The organism is Streptomyces sp. NPDC041200, from assembly GCF_055591805.1.
Genome location: NZ_JBVIZF010000002.1, coordinates 568,269 through 592,696, shown reverse-complemented (window position 1 = coordinate 592,696; position 24,428 = coordinate 568,269). Strand labels below are relative to the sequence as shown.

Genomic DNA, 24,428 nt, shown 5'->3' with positions numbered 1-24,428 from the left:
GTTCAGCCGTTGGCCTTCTCGTACGCCTCACGAACGGTCGCCGGAACACGGCCGCGGTCGTTGACCTCGTAGCCGTTCTCCTTCGCCCAGGCGCGAATCTTCGCGGTGTCCTGGCCGCTGCCCGACGCCGCACGCGCCTTGCCACGGCCGCCGGAGGCCCGGCCGCCGGTGCGACGGCCGCCCTTGGTGAACGGCTCCAGGGCGTCACGGAGCTTGTCCGCGTTCACCGTGTTGAGGTCGATCTCGTAGCTCTTGCCGTCCAGCGCGAACGTCACGGTCTCGTCCGCCTCGCCGCCGTCGAGGTCGTCGACAAGAAGGACCTGAACCTTCTGTGCCATGGGGTTCCTTTCAGAGGAAACGGGGGGCTCGGGGGCACGGCGTTAGCCGCTGATGTCTCACCCCCCAGGTAATTACACTACGGGAGAATAGGAAACCGCTTTTCCCGGAAAAACACAAACCCTCCGGGAAGGTTCGACCGATCGACCATGAGGGAAGGCTGATGGAACCCGCTGTTCCGGAGCTATGTGATAGGGGCGCGATTCGGACATAGGGCCCGCGATCACAGTTGCAGAAGCATCCGGCTGTTGCCAAGGGTGTTCGGCTTCACCCGTTCGAGACCGAGGAACTCGGCGACGCCCTCGTCATAGGAACGCAGCAGCTCGCTGTAGACATCCCCGTCGACCGGCGTCTCGCCGATCTCCACGAAGCCGTGCTTGGTGAAGAAGTCGACTTCGAAGGTGAGGCAGAAAATGCGCCGCACGCCGAGCCAGCGCGCCGTCTGCAACAGCTTGTCGAGCACCAGGTGGCCTACACCACTCCCCTTGTGAGCGGGATCCACCGCGAGAGTACGAACCTCCGCGAGGTCTTCCCACATGACGTGGAGTGCCCCACAGCCAATGACCTCAGCGTCCTCGTCGCGCTCCGCGACCCAGAACTCCTGGATGTCCTCGTAAAGGGTCACCGTGGCTTTGTCGAGCAGGATGCGATCGCCCACGTAGGAGTCGATGAGCCGGCGCACGGCTCGTACATCGCCGGTCCGGGCTCGGCGGACAGTGACTACTTTTGATAGTGCAGAGGACATGGCCGGACGCTATCGCCCCGGCTCATCGCCCCGACTCACCGGGGCTCTCCCCGGGCTCACCGAGTTGTGCGACGCGCATGGCATCCCGCAGTGCATCTCGCTGCTCTTCGGACATCATCCCGAAGAACGCGACGAGGGCCGCCGCCGGGTTGTCACTGGTTGACCACGCTTCGTTCATCAGTGCGGCCGAGTAGGCGGCCCGGGTGGAGACCGCGGCATATCGATAGGCGCGGCCTTGCACCTCCCTGCGGAGCCAGCCCTTGTGATGGAGGTTGTCCATTACGGTCATGACCGTCGTGTAGGCGATCGAGCGTTCTCGCTGAAGGTCTTCCAGGACTTCTCGGACCGTGACCGGGCGGTTCCACTTCCACACCCGCGTCATGACCGCGTCTTCCAGCTCTCCCAATGGCCGAGGCACATGTGAATAATAGTGGGAGATGTGCCGAATGTTGGGGGATGTGTGCGGCGAAAGGCCGCACGCCCCGGGATGCGGGTGCATCCCGGGGCGTGCCGGTGAAGGTGCGGAGGCCGGTGTCAGGACGCGTCGCGGCCCGGTGTCTTACCGGCCGACGCCGTGCGGTCCGCCTCGGCGCGGGCGAGTGCCGCGTCCACCAGGTGGTCTTCTTTCGCCTTGTTGGCGCCACCCTGGCTCTTGATGATCGTCACGATCAGGAAGGTGAAGGCCACGGCCATCACCAGGGGCGGCACCAGCGCGGAGACGTAATCCATGGCTATCGGCCTCCTTATGCTCGATGCCCCCAGATTACGCGGCGCCCGCGTCGGCCTCCGCGCCGGGCCTGACCCCGGCACCGACCCCGGCACCGACCCCGGCACCGACCCCGGGGCCGCAGACACCGGGCCTCACCCCCGGGACGAGCCGGGACTCCTGATCCGGCGGCGGGGAGGGGCGGCGGCGCTTGGGCGGGAAGACCTCGGCGGGCGTCGGCACCGGCCGCTGCGGCCGTCCGGTGCCACGGCCGGGCTCACGCCGCTTCGGCTCCTCGCGGTCGCCACGGTCGGGGGCGGGGGTGGGCTTCTTGCGCGGCTCCCGCTTCGGCTCCTCGTCCTTCAGCACCGGCCCACCCGCTGATCCGGCCGTCCCGCTTCCGGTTCCGGCGCCGACGCCGATGACGCCACCCGGCAGGGCGCGTAGCCGGGCCTCCACGGGCCGGGCGTCCGGCGGGACGGCCACGGCACGCGTCGCGAGCCGGGCGCGTACGCAGCGCTCGGCCAGGCGCTCACAGTGGCTCAGCAGCGCGCGGCGGCGCTCGGCCTCACCGTCCGAGGCGGTGGCCCGGCACAGCGCGCGCAGCGCGGCCAGGTCCTCCGGGAGCGGCTCGTAACCGGCCGCCAGGGCGCCCTCGAGCTGCTCCAGATAGCCGACGGCGGCGCCGGGCAGGGCGGTGCGGTAGCGGGTCAGCTCGTCGAGCAGGAACGCTCGCAGCCGCCCGCCCTCGCGGACGGCCTCGTCCACGGCCTCGGCGAGCCGGAAACAGTCCTGGACCTCCTCCGCCCGGTCCGGGCCGCGGGGGCCGGGGGGAGTGACGGGTTCGGGTTGGAGGGCGATGGCGAGGGCGCGTCGGAGCACACGCAGCTCATCCGCACTGAACGCCATTCCGCCGCGGGATCCATAGGGCGTGGGCATGGGAGGACTTTAAGTGCTAAGCGGACAAATTTCGCTGAGCGGCGGGCGGTGCGGCGCGTTGCGGGGGCGGCCATTCGGCGGTGGCGGCCGGAGTACGGGCCCGCCCGCGCACCGGAGTCCGCCCGGCCCCCGGCAGACGGCTCCGCCGGAGCGAACGGGCTCCGGTCGGGCGCACTCCGCTTCTCGATGCCGAATTCGGCGGGGACGGCATTCCTCGACTACGTCTCGGCAGTCGGTGGAGTGGACTCACCGGCCGTACCGAATGAACAGTGCGCGGAATTCGTTTCGTATTGCCGCCAATACTGCCGAGTTCGCAGGTGAACGGTGTTTTCGCGGCGCGATCAGGCGCCGATCAGGCGCCGATCTGGCCGCACCGCGCCGGTCAGCCGCGCGCGACGTTGCGCTCGTAGACCAGCCGCAGACCGATGAGGGTGAGCCAGGGCTCGTGTTCGTCGATCACCGAGGCCTCGCCCAGCACCATCGGGGCGAGACCGCCGGTGGCGATGACCGTCACGTCCTCGGGGTCCTGGGCCAGCTCGCGCGCCATCCGCCGGACGATTCCGTCGACCTGGCCCGCGAAGCCGTACAGGATGCCGGACTGCATGGCCTCCACGGTGTTCTTGCCGATCACGCTGCGCGGGCGGGCCAGCTCGATCTTGCGCAGCTGCGCACCGCGCACGCCCAGCGCCTCGACCGAGATCTCGATACCGGGCGCGATCACCCCGCCCACGTACTCGCCGCGCGAGCTGACCGCGTCGAAGGTGGTCGCGGTGCCGAAGTCGACGACCACGCACGGGCCCTCGTACAGCTCGACGGCCGCCAGCGCGTTGATGATCCGGTCCGCGCCGACCTCCTTCGGGTTGTCCATCAGGATCGGCACGCCGGTCTTCACGCCCGGCTCGACCAGGACGGAGGGCACGTCGCCGTAGTAGCGGCGGGTGACCTCGCGCAGCTCGTGCAGGACGGAGGGGACGGTGGAGCAGATGGAGATGCCCTCGATGCCGTCGCCCAGCTCCTCGCCGAGCAGCGGATGCATCCCCATCAGGCCCTGGAGCAGGACGGCCAGTTCGTCGGCGGTGCGGCGGGCGTCGGTGGAGATCCGCCAGTGCTCGACGATCTCCTCCCCGTCGAAGAGGCCGAGGACGGTGTGCGTGTTTCCCACGTCGATGGTCAGCAGCATGGGCGACACCGCTTCCGGTCGGCCTCACGGCAGAGGGCGAGTTCTGGGGTGGGGGGCGGGGCGACGGTCAGCGGCACGGCGCTACACCGCCTCGGCGTCGCGCAGGTCCAGGCCGATGTCCAGGACCGGGGACGAGTGGGTGAGCGCGCCGACCGCCAGGTAGTCGACGCCGGTCTCGGCGTACGTACGGGCGTTGGCGAGCGTCAGGCGGCCCGAGGACTCCAGCGCGGCCCGGCCCGCGACCAGTCCGACCGCCTCGCGGGTGCGCTCCGGGGTGAAGTTGTCCAGCAGGATCAGATCCGCGCCCGCCTCCAGGACCGGCGGGATCTGGTCCAGGGTGTCGACCTCCACCTCGATCGGCAGGTCCGGGAAATCGGCCCGAACGGCGCTGAACGCCTGCGCCACGCCGCCCGCGGCGACCACGTGGTTGTCCTTGACGAGCGCCGCGTCCGACAGCGACATGCGGTGGTTGACGCCACCGCCGCAGCGCACCGCGTACTTCTCCAGGGCGCGCAGCCCCGGCGTCGTCTTGCGGGTGTCGCGGACCTTCGCCTTCGTCCCCTCCAGGGCGTCCGCCCAGGCGCGGGTCGCGGTCGCGATGCCGGACAGACGGCACAGCAGGTTGAGCGCGCTGCGCTCGCCGGTGAGCAGGTCGCGGGTGCGGGTGCGGACGCTCAGCAGCCGCTGGCCGGGCTCCACCCGGTCGCCGTCCTCCACGTGGCGCTCGACCTCGAACTCGTCCGTGCAGACGACGGACAGGATCGCCTCGGCGATCCGCAGCCCGGCCACGGTGCCCGCCTCACGGGCCGTGAAGTCGGCGGTGGCGAAGGCGTCCTCGGGGACGGTGGCGACGGTCGTCACGTCCACGCCCTGGTCGAGGTCCTCCTCGATCGCCATGTGCGCGATGTCCTCGACCTGGACGGGGTCGAGCCCGGCGTCGGCCAGCAGCTGGGCCAGGTCGGGGTCGAGGCCGCACTCCATCGGGTCGAGCCCGTACGCGCCGTCGTCGGCGCCGCCGCAGCCGCAGGAGCTGCCGCAGCCGCCGCCCTCGCCACCGCCGTCCGGGAGGCCGATCTGGAGCAGCGGAAGGGCCTGTGGGGGGCTCTGCTGGCGGTCGTCGGAGGTGCTGCTCACGGGTGGGACTCCGTCTCGGGTCGGGTGGTGGGTGAGGGGAACGCCGCGGAGTCCGTCGTACGGACGTCGAGCGAGCCGTCGGGGCCGAGGGTGACCAGGAGGTGGCGCTGCCACGCCGCGTCGTCCCGGTCGGGGCGGTCCTCCCGCCAGTGGCAGCCGCGGGTCTCCTCGCGCCGGAGCGCGGCGGCCACCAGGACCCGGGCGACGAGGAGGAGGTTCGTCGCCTCCCAGGTCTCGACGCCGGGCGCGGCCGTCTTGCCGTCGCGGTGCAGCGTCTCGACGGCGTCGTCCCGGACGCGGTCCAGCCGCTCGGCGGCATGGGCGAGGCTTCCGGCGGAGCGGAGGACACCGGCGCCGGTGGTCATGATGCGCTGGACGGCGTACCGGGCCTCGGGGGCGAGCAGGGCCCCTCCCCCGCCCTGCCCCGGCCTCGGCGCCGCGTTCTGTGGCGCGTTCTGTGGCGCGGGCTCCGGTATGGGGGGCTGCTCGACGATGGCGGCGGTGTCCGTGGTGGCAGCGACGGCCGGGATGCCCGAAGCGATGTCCGCCGCGATGCGCTCGGCGAAGACCAGGCCCTCCAGCAGCGAGTTGGACGCCAGCCGGTTCGCGCCGTGCACGCCCGTGCAGGCCGTCTCCCCGCACGCGTACAGCCCCGGCACCGTCGTACGCCCCCGCAGGTCCGTCCACACCCCGCCACTGGCGTAGTGCGCGGCGGGGGCGACCGGGATCGGCTGGGTGACCGGGTCGATGCCGTGGGTCCGGCAGGCGGCCAGGATCGTCGGGAAGCGGTGCTCCCACATCCGGGCGCCGAAGTGGCGGGCGTCCAGGTACATGTGCTCGGCGCCCTGCTCGCGCATCCGCCGCATGATGCCCTTGGCGACGATGTCACGGGGCGCCAGCTCGGCCAGCTCGTGCTGCCCCACCATGAAGCGCACCCCGTCCGCGTCCACCAGATACGCGCCCTCGCCGCGCACCGCCTCGGAGACCAGCGGCTGCTGCCCCTCGGCCTCCGGGCCGAGCCACAGCACGGTCGGGTGGAACTGGACGAACTCCAGGTCGCTCACCTCCGCCCCGGCGCGCAGCGCGAGGGCGACGCCGTCGCCCGTGGAGACGGCCGGGTTGGTGGTGGCGGAGAAGACCTGGCCCATGCCGCCCGTCGCGAGGACGACCGCGCGCGCGTGCACCGCGCCCACACCGTCCCGCGCGCCCTCGCCCATCACGTGCAGGGTGACGCCCGCGGCGCGGCCGGAGGCGTCCTTGAGGAGGTCGAGCACGAGGGCGTTCTCAACGGTGTCGATCCCGGCCTCGCGCACCGCGCCGACCAGGGCGCGGGAGATCTCCGCGCCGGTCGCGTCGCCGCCGGCGTGGGCGATGCGGCGGCGGTGGTGACCGCCCTCGCGGGTCAGCAGGATCTCGCCGGTGTCGTCGTCGGCGTCGAAGCGGGCGCCGGTGGCGATGAGCCGCCGCACGGCGTCGGGGCCCTCGGTGACCAGCATCCGCACGGCCTGCTCGTCGCACAGCCCGGCGCCCGCGACGAGCGTGTCGTCGAGATGCTGCCCGGGGGTGTCGCCGTCGCCGAGGGCGGCGGCTATGCCGCCCTGGGCCCAGCGCGTGGAGCCGTCGTCGAGCCGGGCCTTGGTGACGACGGTGACCTTCGCCCCGGCGGCGGCGCAGCGCAGCGCCACGGTCAGGCCCGCGACGCCCGAGCCGACGACCACGACGTCGGCCTCGGTGGCCCAGCCGGGCGCGGGGGCGCGCAGGGCGGTGGCCGGGGCCGTGACGCCGGACGCCCCGTGCACCGGCCCGTTTATCGGTCCGTTCATCGGTCCGTTCATCGGTCCGTTCATCGGTCCGCTCCGAACCACAGTCGGATGTTGTCGATCAGCCGGGTGGAGCCGACCTTGGCGGCGACGGCCAGGATCGCCTCGCCGGTGTGGTCCTCGGGGGCCTCGGTGAAGTCCTCCGGGTCGATCAGGTCCAGGTAGTCGGGGACGAGCGGGGGATCGAGGAGGGCGGCCTCCGCCAGCACCGCGCGCGCGGCGGCCCGTACGGCACCGGGCGAGCCGACCTGGGCGAGGCCGTCCGCGCCCCCGCCGGGGGGACTCTCGGCGCTTCCGGCGGACCGCGCCGCCGACAACCCCGCGTCACGCCCCGCGAACAGCGCCCTGTGCAGGGCCAGCGCGGTGGCCCGCTCCCGCGCCGAGAGGTAGCGGTTGCGGCTGGACAGGGCCAGCCCGTCGCCCTCCCGGACCGTGGGGACGCCGACGATCTCCACCGGGAAGTCCAGGTCCCGCACCATCCGGCGGACGAGCACCAGCTGCTGCGCGTCCTTCTCGCCGAAGAAGGCGACGTCCGGGCGGGTGAGGTGGAGCAGCTTGGCGACGACGGTGAGCATCCCGTCGAAGTGGCCGGGCCGGGAAGCGCCCTCGTACCCCGCGCCCATCGCTCCGGCGGCCATCCGTATGCGCGGTTCGCCGCTTCCGTACACCTCCTCGGCCGAGGGGGCGAAGACGATGTCCGCCCCGGCGGCGGCCGCGACCTCCAGGTCGGCGTCGAGCGTGCGCGGATAGCGGTCCAGGTCCTCGCCCGCGCCGAACTGCAGCGGGTTGACGAAGACGGTGACAGTGACGAGGCCCTCGGCGCCGACCCGGGCGCGCGCGGCGCGGATCAGCGCGGCATGCCCATCATGCAGCGCGCCCATGGTCATGACGACGGCCGTACGCCCCGGCACGGCGAAGTGCGCCAGCGCGGCGTCGAAGTCCGTGCGACTCCCGAACAGCTCCACATCCGGCTCCCCGGGGCTCGGCTTGGTCCACAGCTTCGGGCTCACGATCCCGCTCCTCCCCGGCCCCGGGCGTCCGAGATGTCCGACAGAACGCCCAGCAGGTTCTCCGCCAGCTCCGGCTTGAGCATCCCGTGGGCGAGCGCCCGGTCCGCCGTGGCACGGGCCATGGCGAGATACCCGGCGACGGCCTGCGGTGCGTGCCGCCGCAGCTCCTGGACGTGCGCGGCGACCGTGCCAGCGTCGCCGCGCGCGACCGGGCCGGTGAGCGCGGCGTCGCCGCTGCGCAGCGAGTTGTCGAGGGCGGCGCCGAGCAGCGGGCCGAGCATCCGGTCGGGCGCCTCGACCCCGGAGGCGCGCAGCAGCTCCATGGACTGGGCGACCAGGGTGACCAGGTGGTTGGCGCCGATGGCGAGGGCCGCGTGATACAGCGGACGGGACTCCTCCGCGACCCACTCGGGCTCGCCGCCCATCTCGATGACCAGCGCCTCGGCCGCCAGCCGCAGCTCCTCGGGGGCGGTGACGCCGAAGGAGCAGCCCGCGAGCCGCTGGACGTCGACCGGGGTGCCGGTGAACGTCATCACGGGGTGCAGCGCGAGCGGCAGCGCACCGGCCCGCAGGGCGGGCTCCAGCACGGCGGTGCCGTAGCGGCCCGAGGTGTGCACCAGCAGCTGGCCGGGGCGCACCGCGCCGGTCTCGGCGAGCCCCTGGACCAGCTCGGGCAGGGCGTCGTCGGGGACGGTGAGCAGGACCAGCTCGGCCCGCGCCAGCACCTCGGCGGGCGGGACGATCGGGACCTCGGGGAGCAGGGCGGCGGCCCGGCTCACGGAGGCGTCGGAGACGCCGGAGGCGGCGACGGGCCGGTGCCCGGCCAGCCGCAGCGAGGCGGCGAGCGCCGGACCGACACGACCGGCGCCGACCACGCCGACGGTGAGCCGGGCCGGGCGGTCCTGCGGCTCGGGAAGTGGTTGTGCGTTCACGCGACTGCGGCCTTCCGTTCCAGTCCTCAGGGGGTACCGGACGATTCCCCGCCATGCTACGCGAGTGTCCCCGAGGGGCCGGGGGTGTGCCAGGCCTGTGGATAACCGGCCTGTGGATAACTCCGGGGGTGACCTGCGCGTGGGTCATCATCGGGTCATGGCAGACATCGCGGATGCGGGGGGATGTGGTGGATGTGACGGACGCGGCTGACATGACGGGGGCGGTGGAGCCAGCAGATGCGGCAGATACGGCAGATGCGGCGCAACAGGCCGCGCGGGAGCGCAGGCTCGCGGCCTGGCACGGCTCCGAGCGGATGCTCGCGCGGGGCCCGCTGGAGCGTCGGATCGGCGAGCGGCTGGCGGATCTGACCGCCGCCGCCCCGGGCCTCGACGGCGCCCTCGGCGACTGGGTGGACATGTACGGGGACGGGGTCGTCGAAAAGCTGGAGCGGCGGGTCGCCGACCTGCTCGGCATGGAGGCCGCGGCCTTCTTCCCCACCGGCACCATGGCCCAGCAGGTCGCCCTGCGCGCCTGGGCCGGGCGCACCGGCAATCCGGCGGTGGCCGTCCATCCGCTGGCCCATCTGGAGGTGCACGAGCGGGACGCGTATCTGACGGTGAGCGGGCTGCGCGCGGTGCGGCCGACCAGCGCGCCCCGGCTGCCCACCGCCGCGGAGATCCGCGACCTGGAGGAGCCGTTCGGCACCCTCGCCCTCGAACTGCCGCTGCGCGACGCGGGCTACGTGCTGCCGGAGTGGGACGACCTGGTCGCCGTGGTGGAGGCCGCCCGGGAGCGGGAGGCCGTGGTCCACTTCGACGGGGCCCGGCTGTGGGAGTGCACCACGCACTTCGGGCGCGGGCTCCCGGAGATCGCCGCCCTCGCGGATTCGGTGTACGTGTCCTTCTACAAGTCGCTCGACGGCATCGCGGGGGCCGCGCTCGCGGGCCCGGAGACGCTGATCGCGGAGGCCACGGCCTGGCGCCACCGGTACGGCGGCCAGGTGTTCCAGCAGTGGCCCACGGCGCTCGCCGCCCTGGCCGGTCTGGACCGCGAACTGCCGCGGCTGCCGTCATATGTGGCCCATGCGGCCGTCGTGGCGCGGGCGATGCGCGAGGCGTTCACGGAAGCCGGGGTGGCCTGGTTCCGGGTGCGGCCGGAGGTGCCGCACACCCATCAGTTCCAGATGTGGCTGCCCTATCCGGCGCGCGTGCTGGACGAGGCGGGCATACGCCTGGCCGAAGAAACCCGGACGACGCTGTTCAGGCGCTGGTGGGAGGAGGGACCCCCAGGTCTGGCCGTCTCCGAGGTGACGGTGGCCGCGCCCGCGCTGGACTGGACGGCGGAGGACGTGAGGGAGGCGGTGGCGGCGTTCCTGACGCGAGTGCGCGCGGTACTGGCCGAGGACGGCACGGACGACGCCTGACGACCGGCCCCGCACACTGCTCGGCGCGCAGGCCGCGCCGCCTGGCGGCTCAGGCCGTGGTCTGGCACGAGGACGGGTCCGTGGCCCGGCGGGCGGGGGCGGCCCCGTGCGGCGCTCCGGCGGCCGAGCGCCGTGCGGGGCGTACGGTCTGGGCCGCCCGGGCCGTTACCGCTCGCAGCGCCCGCCGCAGGGCTTCGCGGCGCCGCCGGGCCGGGCGTTCGGCGACCACGGCCTGGAAGTCGCGGTACTCGCGCAGCGTCCGGAGGGCGCGCCAGTCGCCCTGGCCAGGGGCGGGCGGGGCGGGCTCACCACGTTGGGCGGCCCGGTACAGGTCGAGTGCGTACTGCTGAGTGACGGACATGGAAGGAGCTTCGGACGGCCCGCCGCCGCCCGTCACCTCGTTTGACGATCGCCGTCAAACGAGGTCGGGGCACGGCGCGGCCTGCCGCACCATAGGGGTCATGGCCAATGTCGTGGACATCACCGGGCTGCCGCCCGAGCGCATCATCTTCAGTCCGTCACCGCTCGCGGAACTGGGCGCGGCGCTGCACGTGCTGTCCGAGCCCGCCCACCACCCAGGGCAGCACGGCTGGGCCACCGCGACCGCCGCCTCCCTCAAGCCGGATCTCGCCGACCGGCTGTGCGAGGCGGACTTCCTGTGGGGCACGGCCCGCTCCGACCTGCTGCTGCCGTCCGCGCCCGGGGCGACGCTCACGGAGGATCTGGACGCGCTGGACCGCATCGACGACGAGGCGTTCGTGGCGGCCGCGTTCGAGATCAGCTGCTCCGCCTCGTACGACCGGCCGACGCCGTCGCCGCTGGTCGACCGGGGCGAGCAGGACCGGGTCCGGGACATGGCCCGGGCCCGCGGGCCTCGGCAACTGGCGTTCGTGGACCGCATGCTGGTCGACCCGGACGGGCTGCGGGTGTGGCTGCGGCGGCTGCTGGAGGACTGCGATGAGGCGTTCTTCGCGGACACCTGGCGGCGGGTGCGGGTCCAACTGGCCGCCGACGCCCGCCACAAGGGCGAGCTGCTGCAGCGCAAGGGGCTCGCGGAGGCGCTGGCGGCGGCCTCGGCCGCGCTGTCGCTGGAGCAGGGGGCGGATGGGCGGACGCGCGTCCTGGCCGACAAGCTGGCGGCGGGGCGGACGACGGCGGCCGGGCGCGGGCTGACTCTCATCCCGACGACGTTCGGCTGGCCGCATCTGCTGATGGTGCACGCGCCGGGCTGGCACCCGGTGATCCAGTACCCGGTCGCCGGTCCCGAACTCGCCTCGCCCGCCGCCCTGGAACTGGTCCAGCACCGGCTGGAGGCCCTCGCCCATCCGATGCGGATGCGGATCTGCCGTGCGCTGGCCCGGGGGCCGCACACCACGGGTGAGCTGGCCGAGGCGTACGCCATCACGCCACCGGAGGTCTCCCGGCACATCGCCGTCCTGAAGAAGGCCGGGCTTCTGCAGACCCGGCGGCGGGGGCGGTATGTCCTGCACCAGCTGGAGCTGTCGGCGGTGGCGCGGCTGGGGAGCGACTTCTTGGAGGGCGTCCTCCGGTAGGGGGTGGCGCTTCTCCCCCGCCCCGCCCCTTCCCGGAACCGGGGAACCCCCCGGGCTCCCTCGGCGGCGCCCAGCCGGTCCACGCCTGCGGGCCTCACGGGGCGGGACACGAGGAGGGGCGAGCGGCACCGGGGAACGCCACAGGCCGAAGGCCAGGAGCCCAGGGCCGGGAGCGGCCAGAGCCGGGGCGCCCAGAGCCGGGGCCGCCCCGGGGCTCCGCTCCGGGGCGACGTCAGCGGGGGGAGCCGCCTGCCCGGACCAGGCCTGTTTCGTAGGCCATGACCACCACCTGCACCCGGTCGCGGAGTTCCAGCTTGGTGAGGATGCGGCCCACGTGGGTCTTCACCGTGGCCTCGGACAGCACCAGGCGGCCCGCGATCTCGCCGTTCGAGAGGCCCTGGGCCACGAGCATCATCACCTCGCGCTCGCGGTCGGTGAGGCGCGCCAGCTCGGGGCGGGAGGGCGCGCCGGAGCGGTTGGCGCCCGTGCCCGGGAGCATGGGGGCGAAGCGGTTCAGGAGGCGGCGGGTGGTGCTGGGGGCGACGACCGCGTCGCCGCTGTGGACCGCGCGGATCGCGGCGAGGAGTTCGCCCGGCGGCACGTCCTTCAGCATGAAGCCGCTCGCGCCCGCCTTGAGGGCGGAGAAGGCGTACTCGTCCAGGTCGAACGTGGTCAGGATCAGGACGCGGGGCGATCCTTCTTGTTCGCAGACGCGCCGAGTCGCCTCCACTCCGTCCAGCTTCGGCATGCGGACGTCCATCAGGACGACGTCCACCTCGGTGGAGCGCACCGCCTCCAGCGCCTCCAGCCCGTCGCCCGCCTCCGCGACGACCTCCATGTCGGGCTGGGCGGCGAGCACCATGCGGAAACCGGTGCGCAGCAGCACCTGGTCATCGACGAGCATGACGCGGATCGACATCCGGTCGGGTCCCTTCCCTCGGCTCCCTCGGCGCGCGCTCCGTACGGGCGCTCACCGCGTTACGTACGCGCGGACGGGTGTCCGCTGCTCACCCCGACGCTTTCAGCGGCAGCAGCGCGCTGATGCGGAACCCGCCGCCCGGGCGCGGACCCGCGTCGAGCGTGCCACCGACCATGCCGACCCGCTCGCGCATCCCGATCAGCCCGTGGCCGCTGCCGTCCGCGCCGCCGTCCTCGTACAGCTCGCGCTGGGCGCCCCGGCCGTCGTCCTCGACCAACAGGCCGAGCCCGTCGTCGAAGTAGGTGATGCGGACACTGGCGCCGACGTCGGGGCCGCCGTGCTTACGGGAGTTGGTGAGCGCTTCCTGCACGATGCGGTACGCGGTCAGCTCCACGCCGCTGGGCAGCTGGCGCGGGCTGCCGACGACCTTGAAGTCCACCGGGAGCCCGGAGCCGCGCGCCTGCTCGACCAGTTCGTCGATCTGCTCGACGTCCGGCTGCGGCACGTAGTCGCTCGCCTCCCCCGGCTCCCCGGTGCGCAGCACGCCCAGCAGCCGCCGCATCTCGGCGAGGGCCTGGCGGCCGGTGCCGGAGATCGTCTCCAGTGCCTGCCGGGCCTGGTCCGGGGAGGCGTCGAGAACGTACGCGGCGCCGTCCGCCTGAACGACCATCACCGACACGTTGTGCGCGACGACATCGTGCAGCTCGCGCGCGATCCGGGCGCGCTCGGCGGCGACCGCGACCTTGGACTGCGCCTCGCGCTCCTTCTCCAGCCGGGAGGCGCGCTCCTCCAGCTGTTCGTAGTAGGCGCGGCGGGTGCGGATCGAGTCGCCGAGCACCCAGGCCAGGACGAAGGGGATGGTGACGAAGACCGTCGAGACGGCGGCCTCCCCCACCGACTCGTGTTCGTCGGGCCAGCGGACGGTGGCCAACGACGGGGCGCAGACCGCGGCGGCCAAGGCCAGCCGGGAGGTGCGGCGCCCGGCGTTGGACGCGACCGTGTAGACGATCACCAGCATCGCGAAGTCGACGATGTTGATCCTGACGTCCAGCGCGAGCTGTCCGAGGCCGCACACGATGACCAGCCCCAGCATCATCGCGGGGGCGCGGCGGCGCAGCGCGACGGCCGTGCACAGCGCCAGGGTGATCGGCACGGCCGCGAGCGGTGGTTCGTAGTCCGGGGTCGCCTGCACCAGCCACAGGAGACCGCAGCCGAAGAGGAGGACGCCCCAGAAGGTGTCCACCCCTGTCGGATGGCTGCGGAGGAAGTCGTAGAGGCGCTGCACGTCACCCAGAGTAGGCAGTGGGGGTACCCGGGCGGGTCAGCCCGAGGGGCGATCCGTATCCCCCCGCCCTACTCCCCAAGGTGGATACCGCTCCGCTTTAGCGTGGGGGTGTGGCGAGTGAACAGCGGGAATGGCGCGGTTGGCGGGAAGCGGCCGAACGGGCGCTGTACGGGACGGACGGCTTCTTCCGGCGGGCGGAGGGACCGGCCGGTCACTTCCGTACGTCGGTCCACGCCTCACCGCTGTACGCGCGCGCGGTCACGGAGCTGCTGCGGCGGGTGGACGAGGCGCTGGGGCGGCCGCCGGAGCTGGCACTGGTGGACCTGGGCGCGGGCCGCGGCGAGCTGCTGACCGGGGTGCTGGCGGCGGCCGCCGGCCTGCCGCACGGGCTGGCCGCGCGGCTGCGGCCGTACGCGGTCGAGCGGGCGGCGCGGCCCGCCGGGCTCGACGGGCGGGTGGAGTGGCGGGAGACGGTGCCGGAGGGCTTCACCGGCCTGCTGTTCGCCAATGAGTGGCTGGACAACGTCCCCGTCGACATCGCCGAGGCCGACCCTGACGGTGTCCCGCGCCGGGTCGAGGTCTCGGCGGCCGGTGACGGCGCCGAACGGCTCGGCGCCGAGGTGACCGGCGAGGACGCGGCGTGGCTGGACCGGTGGTGGCCGCTGGCGGGCGCCGAGCCGGGGCTGCGGGCCGAGATCGGCCGCCCGCGCGACACGGCCTGGGCCGGGGCCGTGCGCTGCGTGGGCGCCGGGCTCGCGGTGGCCGTGGACTACGCCCATGAGCGGGCCGCCCGGCCGCCCTTCGGCACGCTGACCGGCTTCCGGGACGGCCGGGAGGTGCGGCCGGTCCCCGACGGCTCCTGCGACATCACGGCGCATGTGGCGCTGGACGCGTGCGCCGCCGGGACGGACGCCCGTCTGATCCCCCAGCGCGACGCGCTGCGCCACCTTGGCCTCGACGCCGCCCGCCCGCCGCTCGCCCTGGCCTCCACGGACCCGGCCGCCTACGTACGGGCCCTGGGCGCGGCGGGCGAGGCGGCGGAGCTGCTGGCCCCGGAGGGCCTGGGCGGCTTCCACTGGCTGGCCCAGCCGGTGGACCTGCCGTACGGGTCCCTCCTCCCCTAGGGCCGGTCCAGCTGGTCCAGGGGCTGGACCCGGTTTCTGGACGGGGCGGGGGTCGAGACAAACTGTTCCCATGACGGAGACGACAGTCGGCATCGGCGGCGCGGCGGAAAGCACCGACATGGTGCTGAACATCGGCCCGCAGCACCCGTCCACCCACGGCGTGCTGCGGCTCCGGCTGGTGGTCGACGGGGAACGCGTGCAGCACGCGGAGCCGGTGATCGGGTACATGCACCGCGGCGCCGAGAAGCTGTTCGAGGCGCGCGACTACCGCCAGATCATCATGCTGGCCAACCGCCACGACTGGCTCTCCGCCTTCTCCAACGAGCTGGGCGTCGTGCTCGCCGTCGAGCGGATGCTCGGGATGGAGGTCCCGGAGCGCGCCGTATGGGTGCGGACGCTGCTGGCCGAGCTGAACCGGGTGCTCAACCATCTGATGTTCCTGGGCTCGTACCCGCTGGAGCTGGGCGGCATCACGCCGATCTTCCACGCGTTCCGGGAGCGCGAGGACCTCCAGCACGTCATGGAGGAGATCTCCGGCGGCCGGATGCACTACATGTTCAACCGGGTCGGCGGCCTCAAGGAGGACCTGCCGGTGGGCTGGCTCGGCCGGGCCCGCGCGGCCGTGGCCGAGGTGCGGTCGCGGATGGACGTGTACGACGGGCTCGTGCTCGGCAACGAGATCTTCCGGGGGCGCACCCGCGGCGTGGGCGCCCTCTCCGCGGAGGCCGTGCACGCCTACGGGGTCAGCGGCCCCATCGCCCGCGCCTCGGGCGTGGACTTCGACCTGCGGCGCGACGAGCCGTACCTGGCGTACGGGGAGCTGCAGGACACCCTCAAGGTCGTGGTGCGCGAGGAGGGCGACTGCCTCGCCCGCTTCGAATGCCTGCTGGAGCAGACGCACAACTCGCTGGCGCTCGCCGACGCCTGCCTGGACCGGCTGGCCGAGCTGCCGCCGGGGCCGATCAACCAGCGGCTGCCGAAGGTGCTCAAGGCCCCCGAGGGCCACACCTACGCCTGGACCGAGAACCCGCTCGGCCTCAACGGCTACTACCTTGTCTCCAAGGGCGAGAAGACGCCGTACCGGCTGAAGCTCCGCTCGGCCTCGTTCAACAACATCCAGGCGCTCACGGAGCTTCTGCCGGGGACGCTCGTCGCCGACATGGTGGCGATCCTGGGATCGCTGTTCTTCGTCGTCGGCGACATCGACAAGTAGAAGTGAGGCCTACGAGATCGCGCTGCGCAGCTCCTCGATCCCGATGGGCTCGTTCTCCTCGTGCGCGGTCAGGTCGATGACCTCGCCGACCGCGCCCTTCCGGGTCTCGGCGAGGGTCTCCGCGCCGATCACATCGGCGAGGTCCTCCTCGGCCTCCGGCTCGGGCTCCTGCTGCTTCGGCGGGGTCTTCTGGGTGCCGAAGTAGTCGAAGCCGCCCACCGAACGGGAGGCGGCCCGGCGTGCCGCGGCATACGGCACCACGGCGGAGGCGGCCGTACGAGCGTGGGGCGGCGGCACCGGGGAGCTGCCCGGGCCGTCACGCTCGTCGGCCGCCGGGCGCTTCCCCGGGACGCTTGCACCGTCCTCGTCCGGGTCCGCGGCCGCTCTTCCGGCCTTGCTGTCCTTCGCTTCCGCTTTCTCCTGGTCCTTGGCCTCGGCCTCGGCCTCGGCCTTCTCCCGCTCGACAGCCAGGGACCGTGATTCCGCTTCGGCCCGCTCCCGCTGCTGCCGCGCGCTGGCGACGAGGCGGCTGAGCGCCTCGTCGGCGCGGGCGTACGCGTTCAGGGCGAGAGCCTCGGACTCGGCGGACTCCGCCGACTCGGCGTCCGCGGCCGCCTCGTCGGACGGCTCCGCCGCGGTCAGCTCCTTCGAGGGGACCCCGGCCTCCAACGCGAGCCTGCGGCGCCCCTCCAGGGCACTGGCCCGCTCGGTCTCGGCCGTGGCGTAACGGCGCAGCAGCTCGGCGTGCTCGTTGCGCAGCCGGGCGAGTTCGGCCCGCTTGGCGCGCAGCCGGGTGTTGAGCGCGGTGCGCAGCTCGGCCGTCTTCTCGGCGTCCGCTTCCAGCTCCGCGATGCGCTCTTCGTACTTCATCTCCTGGCGGGCGGTCTCACTCGCGGCCTCCGCGACCCGGCGGCCGGCCGCGCGGTCCCAACGGCGTGTCAGGACCGAGCCGACGACCGCGGCGGCGGCCGCGGTCGCGGCGAGTCCACGAATCACGACCGTATCGCCGACCAGCCAGGCACCGGCGGCGCAGGTTATTGACGCGGCTGCGACCGACAGAGGGGGAAGTAGCCTGTGCAGGGGTGGGGATTGGCGGTGGCGTCCACGTGGCATGGGCCGAAACTTACCGTGCGTACGGCTGGTTTGGGGGGTCGGCAGGCCAGATCCGTTGTCAATCCGTTGGCAAACTACTTCACGAGACCCTTCTCCTTGAGGTAGTCGGCCGCGACATCGGCGGGCTTGAGCCGCTCGGCGTCAACCTTCTTGTTGAGTTCGGTGAGATCGGCCGTGGTGAGCACGCGGCCGAGCTTGTTCAGCGCGTTTTCGATCTTGGGTGAACCGGCGGACTTCGCATTCACCACGGGAAGTACGTTGTCGGCATTCTGCAGATTTTTGTCGTCGTCGAGCAGGACAAGTCCGAACTGGTCCAGCGTGGCGTCCGTGGTGGTGGTCAGGACCATCTGGTCCTTGCCGTCCTTGACCGCCTGCTTGGCCTGCACGCTGCCGATGTCCAGCGGGTCGATGCCCGCGATGTCGATGCCGTAGCGCTTCTCCAGACCGGGCTGGCAGAACGGCCGCTTCGGGCATTCGTCGCCCGCCGCCAGCTTGACCTTCTGTCCGGACTTCCCCAGATCGGAGAGCGTCTTGAGGTCATGCTCCTTGGCGAACTTCCGGCTCACCGCGAAGGCGTTCTGGTCGACCGCCTCGCCCGCGTCCAGCACCTTGAGTCCGCGCGGCTCGGCGAGCTTCTTCAGCGCCTTCACCGTGTCGTCCACGTCGGACGAGGCCACGGGCTTGGCATTCGGCCCGTTCTTCTTCTGGTTGAGGAATTCGGCGAGCGTCGCCGCGTACTCCGGTACGACATCCATCTGGCCCTTCTCCAGGGCCGGTTCATACAGTTCGCGGGTGTCGACCGTCTTGAGGGAGGTCGAGTAACCGGCGTTCTCCAGCAGCCCCGCGTACAGCTCCGCGAGGACCTTCGACTCGGCGAAGGACGCGGTTCCGATCACCAGCGATCCCTTGCCGGGCGCGCCGGAACTGTCGCCGCCGGACTTCTCCAGGCTGTCGCCGCCGCACGCGGTCGCGCCGACCGCCAGCGCCACGGCGCTCGCCGCCGCCCCCGTCACTCTCAAGAACGTGTTCATGGTTTCCCCATCCATAGATATGTACGCGCGGTTCGGATCAGCGATACGACATCAGCGATACGACATCGGCGTGACGACGTCAGCGTGACGACGTCAGCGCGGGCGCCTTGGGCGCCTGGTCGGCGGGCGGGCGGCGGAACGCGGCCGACCGCCGCCCCGTCTTCCGCCGCATCGGGTCCAGCGCCAGCCCGAGGGCGACGAACGCGCCCTCGACCAGCAGCGCGAGCGCCGCGACCAGCACCGCCCCGGCCACCACCTGGGGCGTGTCGGTGAGCCGGAAACCCGCCGTGATGATCCGGCCGAGCCCGCCGCCGCCGGGCAGCGCCGCCAGTGTCGCGGTGGCCACGACCTGCACGGCGGCGGTCCGTACGCCCGTCATGATGAGCGGGAACGCGAGGGGCAGTTCGACCCGGCGGATCAGCTGGCCGCCCGTCATGCCCATGCCCCGGGCCGCCTCCACGACCTCCCGGTCCGCCTCGCTCACCCCGACGTACGCGTTGGTGAGCAGCGGCGGGATGGCGAACAGTACCAGCGCGATGATCGTGGGCCACTGGCCGTGCGAGCCCAGCGGGCTGAGGAGCAGCAGCACCAGCACGGCGAAGGTGGGCACGGCCCGGCCCGCGTTGGAGATGTTGACCGCGATCGCGCCGCCCTTGCCGATGTGGCCGAGCAGGACGGCGACCGGCAGCGCGACCGCGCACGAGATCGCCAGGCAGACGAACGTCAGGAACAGATGCTGGCCGAGCCGGGTCCACACCCCGTCGGCGCCCTGCCAGTGCGACCCGGTGGCCAGCCAGTTCCACGCCTCGCCGATGACGCCCATCAGGCCCTCCTCCTCTTACGCGCCCAGGGCGTCAGCACCCGCTGGACGCCGAGCAGCAGCACGTCCGCCACGACCGCCAGCGCCACGCACAGCACCGAGGCGGTGAGCACCTGCGCCTTGAAGAAGCTGTGCATGCCCTCGTAGATGAGGTTGCCGAGCCCCCCGTAGCCGATGATCGCGCCGACCGTGGTGAGCGAGACGGTGGAGACCGTGGTGATGCGCAGCCCGGCCATCAGGGCGGGCAGCGCGAGCGGCAGTTCGACGCCGAAGAGCAGCCGCAGCGGCCCGTACCCCATGCCGCGCGCGGCCTCCCTGGCGTCCTCCGGCACGGAGGCGAGGCCCGCCATGATGTTGCGCACCAGGATCGTGAGCGAATAGAGCACCAGACCCGTGACCACGACCGCCTGGGACACCCCGAAGACGGGCAGCAGCAGCGAGAACATCGCGAGCGACGGCACCGTGTAGAGGATCGTGGTCAGCCCCAGCACCGGGCCTGCCACGCCCTGCCTGCGGCGGGCCAGCAGCGCGAGCGGAAAGGCGATCACGAGGCCGATCGCGACCGACGCGAGGGTGATCCCGACATGCTGCAGCGTCGCGTCCGTCAGCTCCTGACCGCGCGTGCGCACATACTCGCCGCATATCCATTCGTTACTGATCAGACAGTTCTGGTCCGCCATACGCTCACCTCCCCCGGGCACGTGGTCGTCCAATTCCTGGGTGACCCTATCCCCGGGAGATGACAATCTCGTCCGATCGCCACACAACAGCAACAATGTCTGCCACGAATGCGGCAACAATGGGGAGCCATGATCCGTTTCGAGCATGTCACCAAGCGCTACGCCGACGGCACGACCGCCGTGGACGATCTGTCCTTCGAGGTCGCGGAGGGTGAGCTGGTCACGCTCGTCGGACCCTCGGGGTGCGGCAAGACCACCACGATGAAAATGGTCAACCGGCTCATCGAGCCGACCTCCGGCCGGATTCTGGTGGAGGGCGAGGACATCGCCGAGACCGATCCGGTCGCGCTGCGCCGCCGTATCGGCTACGTCATTCAGCAAGTCGGCCTCTTCCCGCACAAGACCGTGCTGGAGAACACCGCCACCGTGCCGCATCTGCTGGGGTGGCAGCGGAAGAAGGGGCGGGACCGGGCCGCCGAGCTTCTCGATCTGGTCGGACTCGACCCTTCCGTATATGGCGACCGCTATCCCGACCAGCTCTCCGGCGGCCAGCGGCAGCGGGTCGGGGTGGCGCGGGCGCTGGCGGCGGACCCTCCGGTGCTGCTGATGGACGAACCCTTCGGGGCCGTTGACCCGGTCGTCCGCGAACATCTGCAGACGGAATTCCTGCGGCTTCAGTCGCAGGTGCGGAAAACCGTGCTTTTCGTAACGCACGACATAGAGGAGGCGGTGCGGCTCGGCGACCGCATCGCGGTGTACGGCTCCGGGCGCATCGAACAGTTCGACACCCCGGCGGCGGTGCTGGGCGCACCCGCCTCGCCGTACGTGGCCGACTTCGTCGGCGCGGACCGCGGACTCAAGCGGCTCTCGGTGACCCCCATCGAACCCGGCGACCTCTGGCAGCCCCCGGTCGTCCACCTCGACGACCCGCTCACCAAGGCGGCCGCCCGGCTGGCCTCGGACGGCGCCCGCTGGGCCGTCGTCCTGGACGACGCGGACAACCTGCACGGCTGGATCCCGGCGGACGCGGCCGACGGCTCGGAGGGGACGGTCCGGGACCACGCCCGCCGGATGGAGGCGTGGCTTCCGGTGGGGGCGGCGCTCAAGCAGGCGTTCAGCACGATGCTCCAGCACGACGCGGGCTGGATCGCCGTCCTGGACGGCGAACGCTTCCTCGGCGTCCTCACCCCGGCCCGCCTCCACGAGGCCCTGCGCCGCTCGATCGACGCGGACGCGGGCGGCATCGCCCGGGGCGAGGTCGACCTCCAGACGATCACCGACGCGTAGCGACGGCGCGCTCAGTCGGCGTGGAGGCGGGTGCCCAGCCATTCCAGGGTGGGAGCCACCTCGCGCTTCCAGGTGTTGAAGTTGTGGCCCCCGGTGCCGAGGATGATCGACGAGATGCGGGTCGGCTCGCCGCGCCGGTTCAGCTCGCGGACCTTCTCCACGAACCGCATCGTCGCCCGGTAGTTCTTCTCCCCGCGCTCGCTGCTGCTCACCAGCAGCGAGACCGGCGGGGCGGGGCGGTGGCCGAGGCGCCACATGAGGTTGTTCTCGCGCTCCAGCTGGCGGCTGCCGCCGAAGAGGTCGCCCGTGGTCGCGTCGAGGGGGGCCTTGTAGAAGGGGGACAGCCCGGCGGCGGCGGAGAACGCGCCGGGGTGGCGCATCGCCATCTTCAGGGCGCAGTAGCCGCCGGTGGAGTTGCCGACGACACCCCAGTTACGGGCCTGGGCGCCCACCCGGTAGTGCTCGGAGACGGCCTTCGGAACGTCCTTGGTGAAGAAGGTCTCGGTCTGCGGCCCGCCGGGGACGTCCATGCACTCCGTATCCCGTGGCGGCACCACGGTCGGCCGCATCATGACCAGGATGGTCGGCTGCATTCTCCCCTCTTTGACCAGCTTCTGGGACTTCTGGGGGTATTTCAGGCCATTGATGAGGGCCTCGGTGGTGCCCGGGTAGCCGGTCAGCACGAGGGCCGCCGGGAACTTCCGTTCGGCGTACCGGGGCTGGAAGTACTCCGGCGGCAGATAGATGTAGCCGGGGCTGGCGATCCGCGAGACCGGCCCCCGGAAGTTCACCTTGTCGACGCGCCCGCCGGTCTCCGGCGACGAGCCGCCGGAGACGTTGAGCTTGCGGCTCTCGGTGACCTTCACCCGGGTGCCGGGGGTGTCGTGGTCCACCACCACTCCCATCTCGTCCTCGGTCCCGAACAGGTCGGCCCAGGAGCCGTAGAAGCCGAAAGACTGATTGGCGAACAATCCAAAAGCCGCGAACACCGCCACCTGAGTTGCCGCTAGCATGCCGACCCGGCCGAGCACGGCGGACACCCCGCGTCCGGCCAGCCGCGGCCACAGCCATATCGTGGCCGTGAACAGCAGCAGCGCCGCGACGACAGCCATGATCACGACGTTGTTGCTCGTGAGACCCATCACTATCTTTCTGCCGGGCGGCCGGTCCTCCGTACCGCGGGGGCGCCATCCGGCGGGAGCCGGGGGCGGAACCCCGCCGCCTCGAAGCGCATCTAGATAGACGCAAATCGTGCGGAAGCTGCGTCAGAGAACCAAAGATCCTTTGACCGAAGCGACGGGAATGCGAATGTCTGACAGTCCAGATGCCGAAAAGTCCGGAGGGGTTCCCAACCGGATACGGCGCGTGCTGCGCGGGCCGCGTCCGGAGACGGTGCCCACGGCCGTCGGCACGGCCTGCACGCTGATCGGGCTCGTGGACATCGTTTTCCCGCGGCTGCGGCACAGCAAGGTGCACGCGCTGGCGGAGGTGCTGCCCGGCGCGGTCAGCTCCCTGGCCGCCGCGGCGTCGATCGTGGTCGGGCTGCTGCTGCTCATGCTGGCGCACGGCCTGAAGCGCCGTAAGCGCCGCGCCTGGGTCGCGGCGGTGGTGCTGCTGCCGGTCGGCGCGGCGGCCCAGCTGCTGTACCGGCACTCCGTCCTCGGCACCGTCTTCTCGCTCGTCCTGATGGGCGTGCTGCTGCGCTACCGCCGCGAGTTCGCCGCCCTGCCCGACCCGCGCAGCCGCTGGATGGCGCTGGCCAACTTCGTGGCCATGGGCGGGGTGAGCCTCGGCGTCGGGATGCTCATCGTGCGGTCGCACCCGGACACCATCGAGGGCGCGCCGTCGCTGGCGGCGCAGCTGCAGCACGTGCTGTGGGGGCTGATCGGCTTCGAGGGGCCGGTCAGCTACCGCGACGGCGCGGACTACACGGTCGGCTACTCGCTGGGCGCGCTCGGCCTGCTGACCGTCGCCACCACCGCGTACCTCGCCTTCCGCCCCGAGCACCCGGCTGCCCGGCTGACCGCCTCCGACGAGGAGAAGCTGCGGGAGCTGCTCGCCACCCACGGGCGCCGTGACTCGCTCGGCCACTTCGCGCTCCGCCGCGACAAGGCGGTGATCTTCTCGCCGAGCGGCAAGTCCGCCGTCTGCTACCGCGTGGTCTCCGGGGTCATGCTCGCCAGCGGCGACCCGGTCGGCGACGTGGAGGCGTGGCCGGGCGCGATCGCCGCGTTCATGGAGGAGGCGCGGGCGCACTCCTGGACCCCCGCGGTGATGGGGTGCAGCGAGACCGGCGGCGAGGTGTGGACCCGGGAGACCGGGCTGGACGCGCTGGAACTGGGCGACGAGGCGATCGTGGACGTCGCGGACTTCACCCTCTCCGGACGCGCCATGCGCAACGTACGCCAGATGGTCAAGCGCATCGAGCGGGCCGGTTACGAGACGAGGGTGCGGCGCGTCGCCGACCTCGGCCCGGACGAGCTGGAGGCCGTCCGGCGCGCCTCGGAGGACTGGCGGGGCACCGACACCGAACGCGGCTTCTCGATGGCGCTGGGCCGGATCGGCGACCCGGCGGACGGCGAGTCCGTGATCGCCACCGCCCACAAGGCCGCCGAGGACGGCGTCGAGGAGGGTCCGTACGGGGATCTGAAGGCCGTCCTGCACTTCGTGCCCTGGGGCCCGGACGGCATGTCGCTGGACCTGATGCGGCGCGACCGGAGCGCCGACCCGGGCATGAACGAACTGCTGATCGTCGCCGCCCTGCAGGCCGCCCCGGCCCTGGACGTCACCCGGGTGTCGCTGAACTTCGCGATGTTCCGCTCGGCGCTGGCCCGCGGCGAGAAGCTGGGCGCGGGCCCGGTGCTGCGCGGCTGGCGGGGGCTGCTGGTGTTCCTGTCCCGCTGGTTCCAGATCGAGTCGCTGTACAAGTTCAACGCCAAGTTCCGGCCGCGCTGGGAGCCGCGCTTCGTGGTCTTCCGCAACACCCGGGACCTGCCGCGCATCGGGCTGGCCGCCATGCAGGCCGAGGGGTTCGTCTCGCTCGCGCTGCCCCGGCTGCTGCGCCGCGGGCGGCGCGCCGAGCCCAGGCCCTGCGCACACCAGGCCCCGGCCCGCCGCCGCGAACTGGAGCAAGCCGCCTAGGGAGCGCCCTGCCCTCCACCCCGCCCCCCGCGTCCC

General features: G+C 72.4%; 24 protein-coding genes. 6 read left to right on the top strand and 18 right to left on the bottom strand.

What is annotated here, in order from left to right; all coding sequences use genetic code 11:
* Positions 1–2: 2 nt before the first annotated feature.
* From ACZ6CL_RS07905 to ACZ6CL_RS07860, 10 genes are all read right to left on the bottom strand, one after another.
* Positions 3–338 (bottom strand): histone-like nucleoid-structuring protein Lsr2, encoded by a 336-nt coding sequence (locus ACZ6CL_RS07905; RefSeq protein ID WP_009716898.1) that lies wholly within the window; start codon positions 336–338, stop codon positions 3–5.
* 221 nt (positions 339–559) lie between these two features.
* Entirely contained in the window at positions 560–1,081 is a 522-nt protein-coding gene (locus ACZ6CL_RS07900; protein WP_468932545.1) for an amino-acid N-acetyltransferase, read from the bottom strand.
* Between the two features lie 22 nt (positions 1,082–1,103).
* Complete coding sequence (locus ACZ6CL_RS07895) at positions 1,104–1,499, bottom strand: BlaI/MecI/CopY family transcriptional regulator (protein ID WP_009716896.1); 396 nt, start codon at positions 1,497–1,499, stop codon at positions 1,104–1,106.
* A 116-nt stretch (positions 1,500–1,615) separates the two neighbouring features.
* Positions 1,616–1,810, bottom strand: a complete 195-nt coding sequence (locus tag ACZ6CL_RS07890; RefSeq protein ID WP_468932542.1) for a hypothetical protein — start codon at positions 1,808–1,810, stop codon at positions 1,616–1,618.
* Between the two features lie 34 nt (positions 1,811–1,844).
* On the bottom strand, positions 1,845–2,726 hold the full coding sequence (locus ACZ6CL_RS07885) for a hypothetical protein (RefSeq protein ID WP_468932539.1): 882 nt from the start codon (positions 2,724–2,726) through the stop codon (positions 1,845–1,847).
* A gap of 382 nt (positions 2,727–3,108) precedes the next feature.
* Positions 3,109–3,906, bottom strand: coding sequence for a type III pantothenate kinase (locus tag ACZ6CL_RS07880; protein WP_398305060.1), 798 nt, complete (start codon positions 3,904–3,906; stop codon positions 3,109–3,111).
* Between the two features lie 81 nt (positions 3,907–3,987).
* Positions 3,988–5,040, bottom strand: coding sequence for a carboxylating nicotinate-nucleotide diphosphorylase (gene nadC / locus ACZ6CL_RS07875; protein WP_468932537.1), 1,053 nt, complete (start codon positions 5,038–5,040; stop codon positions 3,988–3,990).
* Positions 5,037–6,863 carry an L-aspartate oxidase gene (locus ACZ6CL_RS07870; protein WP_468932534.1) on the bottom strand — a complete coding sequence of 609 codons (1,827 nt, stop codon included), beginning with the start codon at positions 6,861–6,863 and terminating at the stop codon, positions 5,037–5,039. Before ACZ6CL_RS07870 ends, nadC begins: the two co-directional genes overlap by 4 nt.
* Before the next feature lie 20 nt (positions 6,864–6,883).
* The gene (gene panC / locus ACZ6CL_RS07865; RefSeq protein ID WP_468932533.1) at positions 6,884–7,870 is read right to left on the bottom strand and encodes a pantoate--beta-alanine ligase; all 987 of its coding nucleotides are present in this window, start codon (positions 7,868–7,870) and stop codon (positions 6,884–6,886) included.
* On the bottom strand, positions 7,867–8,802 hold the full coding sequence (locus ACZ6CL_RS07860; protein ID WP_468932530.1) for a Rossmann-like and DUF2520 domain-containing protein: 936 nt from the start codon (positions 8,800–8,802) through the stop codon (positions 7,867–7,869). The genes panC and ACZ6CL_RS07860 overlap by 4 nt, the downstream gene beginning before the upstream one ends.
* Positions 8,803–9,014: 212 nt before the next feature.
* On the opposite strand from ACZ6CL_RS07860, the gene ACZ6CL_RS07855 reads away from it, so the two are divergent.
* Positions 9,015–10,226: a threonine aldolase family protein gene (locus tag ACZ6CL_RS07855; protein ID WP_468933319.1), complete on the top strand. Its 1,212-nt coding sequence runs from the start codon at positions 9,015–9,017 to the stop codon at positions 10,224–10,226.
* 49 nt (positions 10,227–10,275) lie between these two features.
* On the opposite strand, the gene ACZ6CL_RS07850 is transcribed toward ACZ6CL_RS07855, so the two are convergent.
* Positions 10,276–10,587 (bottom strand): hypothetical protein, encoded by a 312-nt coding sequence (locus ACZ6CL_RS07850; RefSeq protein ID WP_468932528.1) that lies wholly within the window; start codon positions 10,585–10,587, stop codon positions 10,276–10,278.
* A 100-nt stretch (positions 10,588–10,687) separates the two neighbouring features.
* Between ACZ6CL_RS07850 and ACZ6CL_RS07845 the strand changes: the two genes are divergently transcribed.
* Positions 10,688–11,779 (top strand): DUF5937 family protein, encoded by a 1,092-nt coding sequence (locus ACZ6CL_RS07845; protein WP_468932526.1) that lies wholly within the window; start codon positions 10,688–10,690, stop codon positions 11,777–11,779.
* Positions 11,780–12,011: 232 nt separating this feature from the next.
* On the opposite strand, the gene ACZ6CL_RS07840 is transcribed toward ACZ6CL_RS07845, so the two are convergent.
* Positions 12,012–12,698 carry a response regulator gene (locus ACZ6CL_RS07840; protein ID WP_468932523.1) on the bottom strand — a complete coding sequence of 229 codons (687 nt, stop codon included), beginning with the start codon at positions 12,696–12,698 and terminating at the stop codon, positions 12,012–12,014.
* Between the two features lie 88 nt (positions 12,699–12,786).
* On the bottom strand, positions 12,787–13,983 hold the full coding sequence (locus ACZ6CL_RS07835) for a sensor histidine kinase (protein ID WP_468932520.1): 1,197 nt from the start codon (positions 13,981–13,983) through the stop codon (positions 12,787–12,789).
* Positions 13,984–14,093: 110 nt separating this feature from the next.
* On the opposite strand from ACZ6CL_RS07835, the gene ACZ6CL_RS07830 reads away from it, so the two are divergent.
* Together ACZ6CL_RS07830 and ACZ6CL_RS07825 are read left to right on the top strand one after the other, a co-directional pair.
* Positions 14,094–15,107, top strand: a complete 1,014-nt coding sequence (locus tag ACZ6CL_RS07830; protein ID WP_468932517.1) for an SAM-dependent methyltransferase — start codon at positions 14,094–14,096, stop codon at positions 15,105–15,107.
* A gap of 70 nt (positions 15,108–15,177) precedes the next feature.
* The gene (locus tag ACZ6CL_RS07825; protein WP_468932515.1) at positions 15,178–16,320 is read left to right on the top strand and encodes an NADH-quinone oxidoreductase subunit D; all 1,143 of its coding nucleotides are present in this window, start codon (positions 15,178–15,180) and stop codon (positions 16,318–16,320) included.
* 9 nt (positions 16,321–16,329) lie between these two features.
* Here the strand turns inward: ACZ6CL_RS07825 and ACZ6CL_RS07820 are convergent, their stop codons facing one another.
* The 4 genes from ACZ6CL_RS07820 to ACZ6CL_RS07805 all read right to left on the bottom strand — a co-directional run bounded on the left by ACZ6CL_RS07820 (position 16,330) and on the right by ACZ6CL_RS07805 (position 19,964).
* On the bottom strand, positions 16,330–17,433 hold the full coding sequence (locus ACZ6CL_RS07820) for a hypothetical protein (protein WP_468932513.1): 1,104 nt from the start codon (positions 17,431–17,433) through the stop codon (positions 16,330–16,332).
* 74 nt (positions 17,434–17,507) lie between these two features.
* Complete coding sequence (locus ACZ6CL_RS07815; protein ID WP_468932510.1) at positions 17,508–18,464, bottom strand: ABC transporter substrate-binding protein; 957 nt, start codon at positions 18,462–18,464, stop codon at positions 17,508–17,510.
* A gap of 79 nt (positions 18,465–18,543) precedes the next feature.
* Positions 18,544–19,287, bottom strand: a complete 744-nt coding sequence (locus tag ACZ6CL_RS07810; protein ID WP_468932508.1) for an ABC transporter permease — start codon at positions 19,285–19,287, stop codon at positions 18,544–18,546.
* Positions 19,287–19,964, bottom strand: a complete 678-nt coding sequence (locus ACZ6CL_RS07805) for an ABC transporter permease (RefSeq protein ID WP_468932506.1) — start codon at positions 19,962–19,964, stop codon at positions 19,287–19,289. The genes ACZ6CL_RS07810 and ACZ6CL_RS07805 overlap by 1 nt, the downstream gene beginning before the upstream one ends.
* A gap of 129 nt (positions 19,965–20,093) precedes the next feature.
* On the opposite strand from ACZ6CL_RS07805, the gene ACZ6CL_RS07800 reads away from it, so the two are divergent.
* Positions 20,094–21,251, top strand: a complete 1,158-nt coding sequence (locus ACZ6CL_RS07800; protein WP_468932503.1) for a betaine/proline/choline family ABC transporter ATP-binding protein — start codon at positions 20,094–20,096, stop codon at positions 21,249–21,251.
* Between the two features lie 11 nt (positions 21,252–21,262).
* On the opposite strand, the gene ACZ6CL_RS07795 is transcribed toward ACZ6CL_RS07800, so the two are convergent.
* On the bottom strand, positions 21,263–22,393 hold the full coding sequence (locus ACZ6CL_RS07795) for an alpha/beta hydrolase (RefSeq protein ID WP_468932500.1): 1,131 nt from the start codon (positions 22,391–22,393) through the stop codon (positions 21,263–21,265).
* Positions 22,394–22,559: 166 nt separating this feature from the next.
* Between ACZ6CL_RS07795 and ACZ6CL_RS07790 the strand changes: the two genes are divergently transcribed.
* Complete coding sequence (locus ACZ6CL_RS07790) at positions 22,560–24,392, top strand: phosphatidylglycerol lysyltransferase domain-containing protein (RefSeq protein WP_468932497.1); 1,833 nt, start codon at positions 22,560–22,562, stop codon at positions 24,390–24,392.
* Positions 24,393–24,428 lie beyond the last annotated feature (36 nt).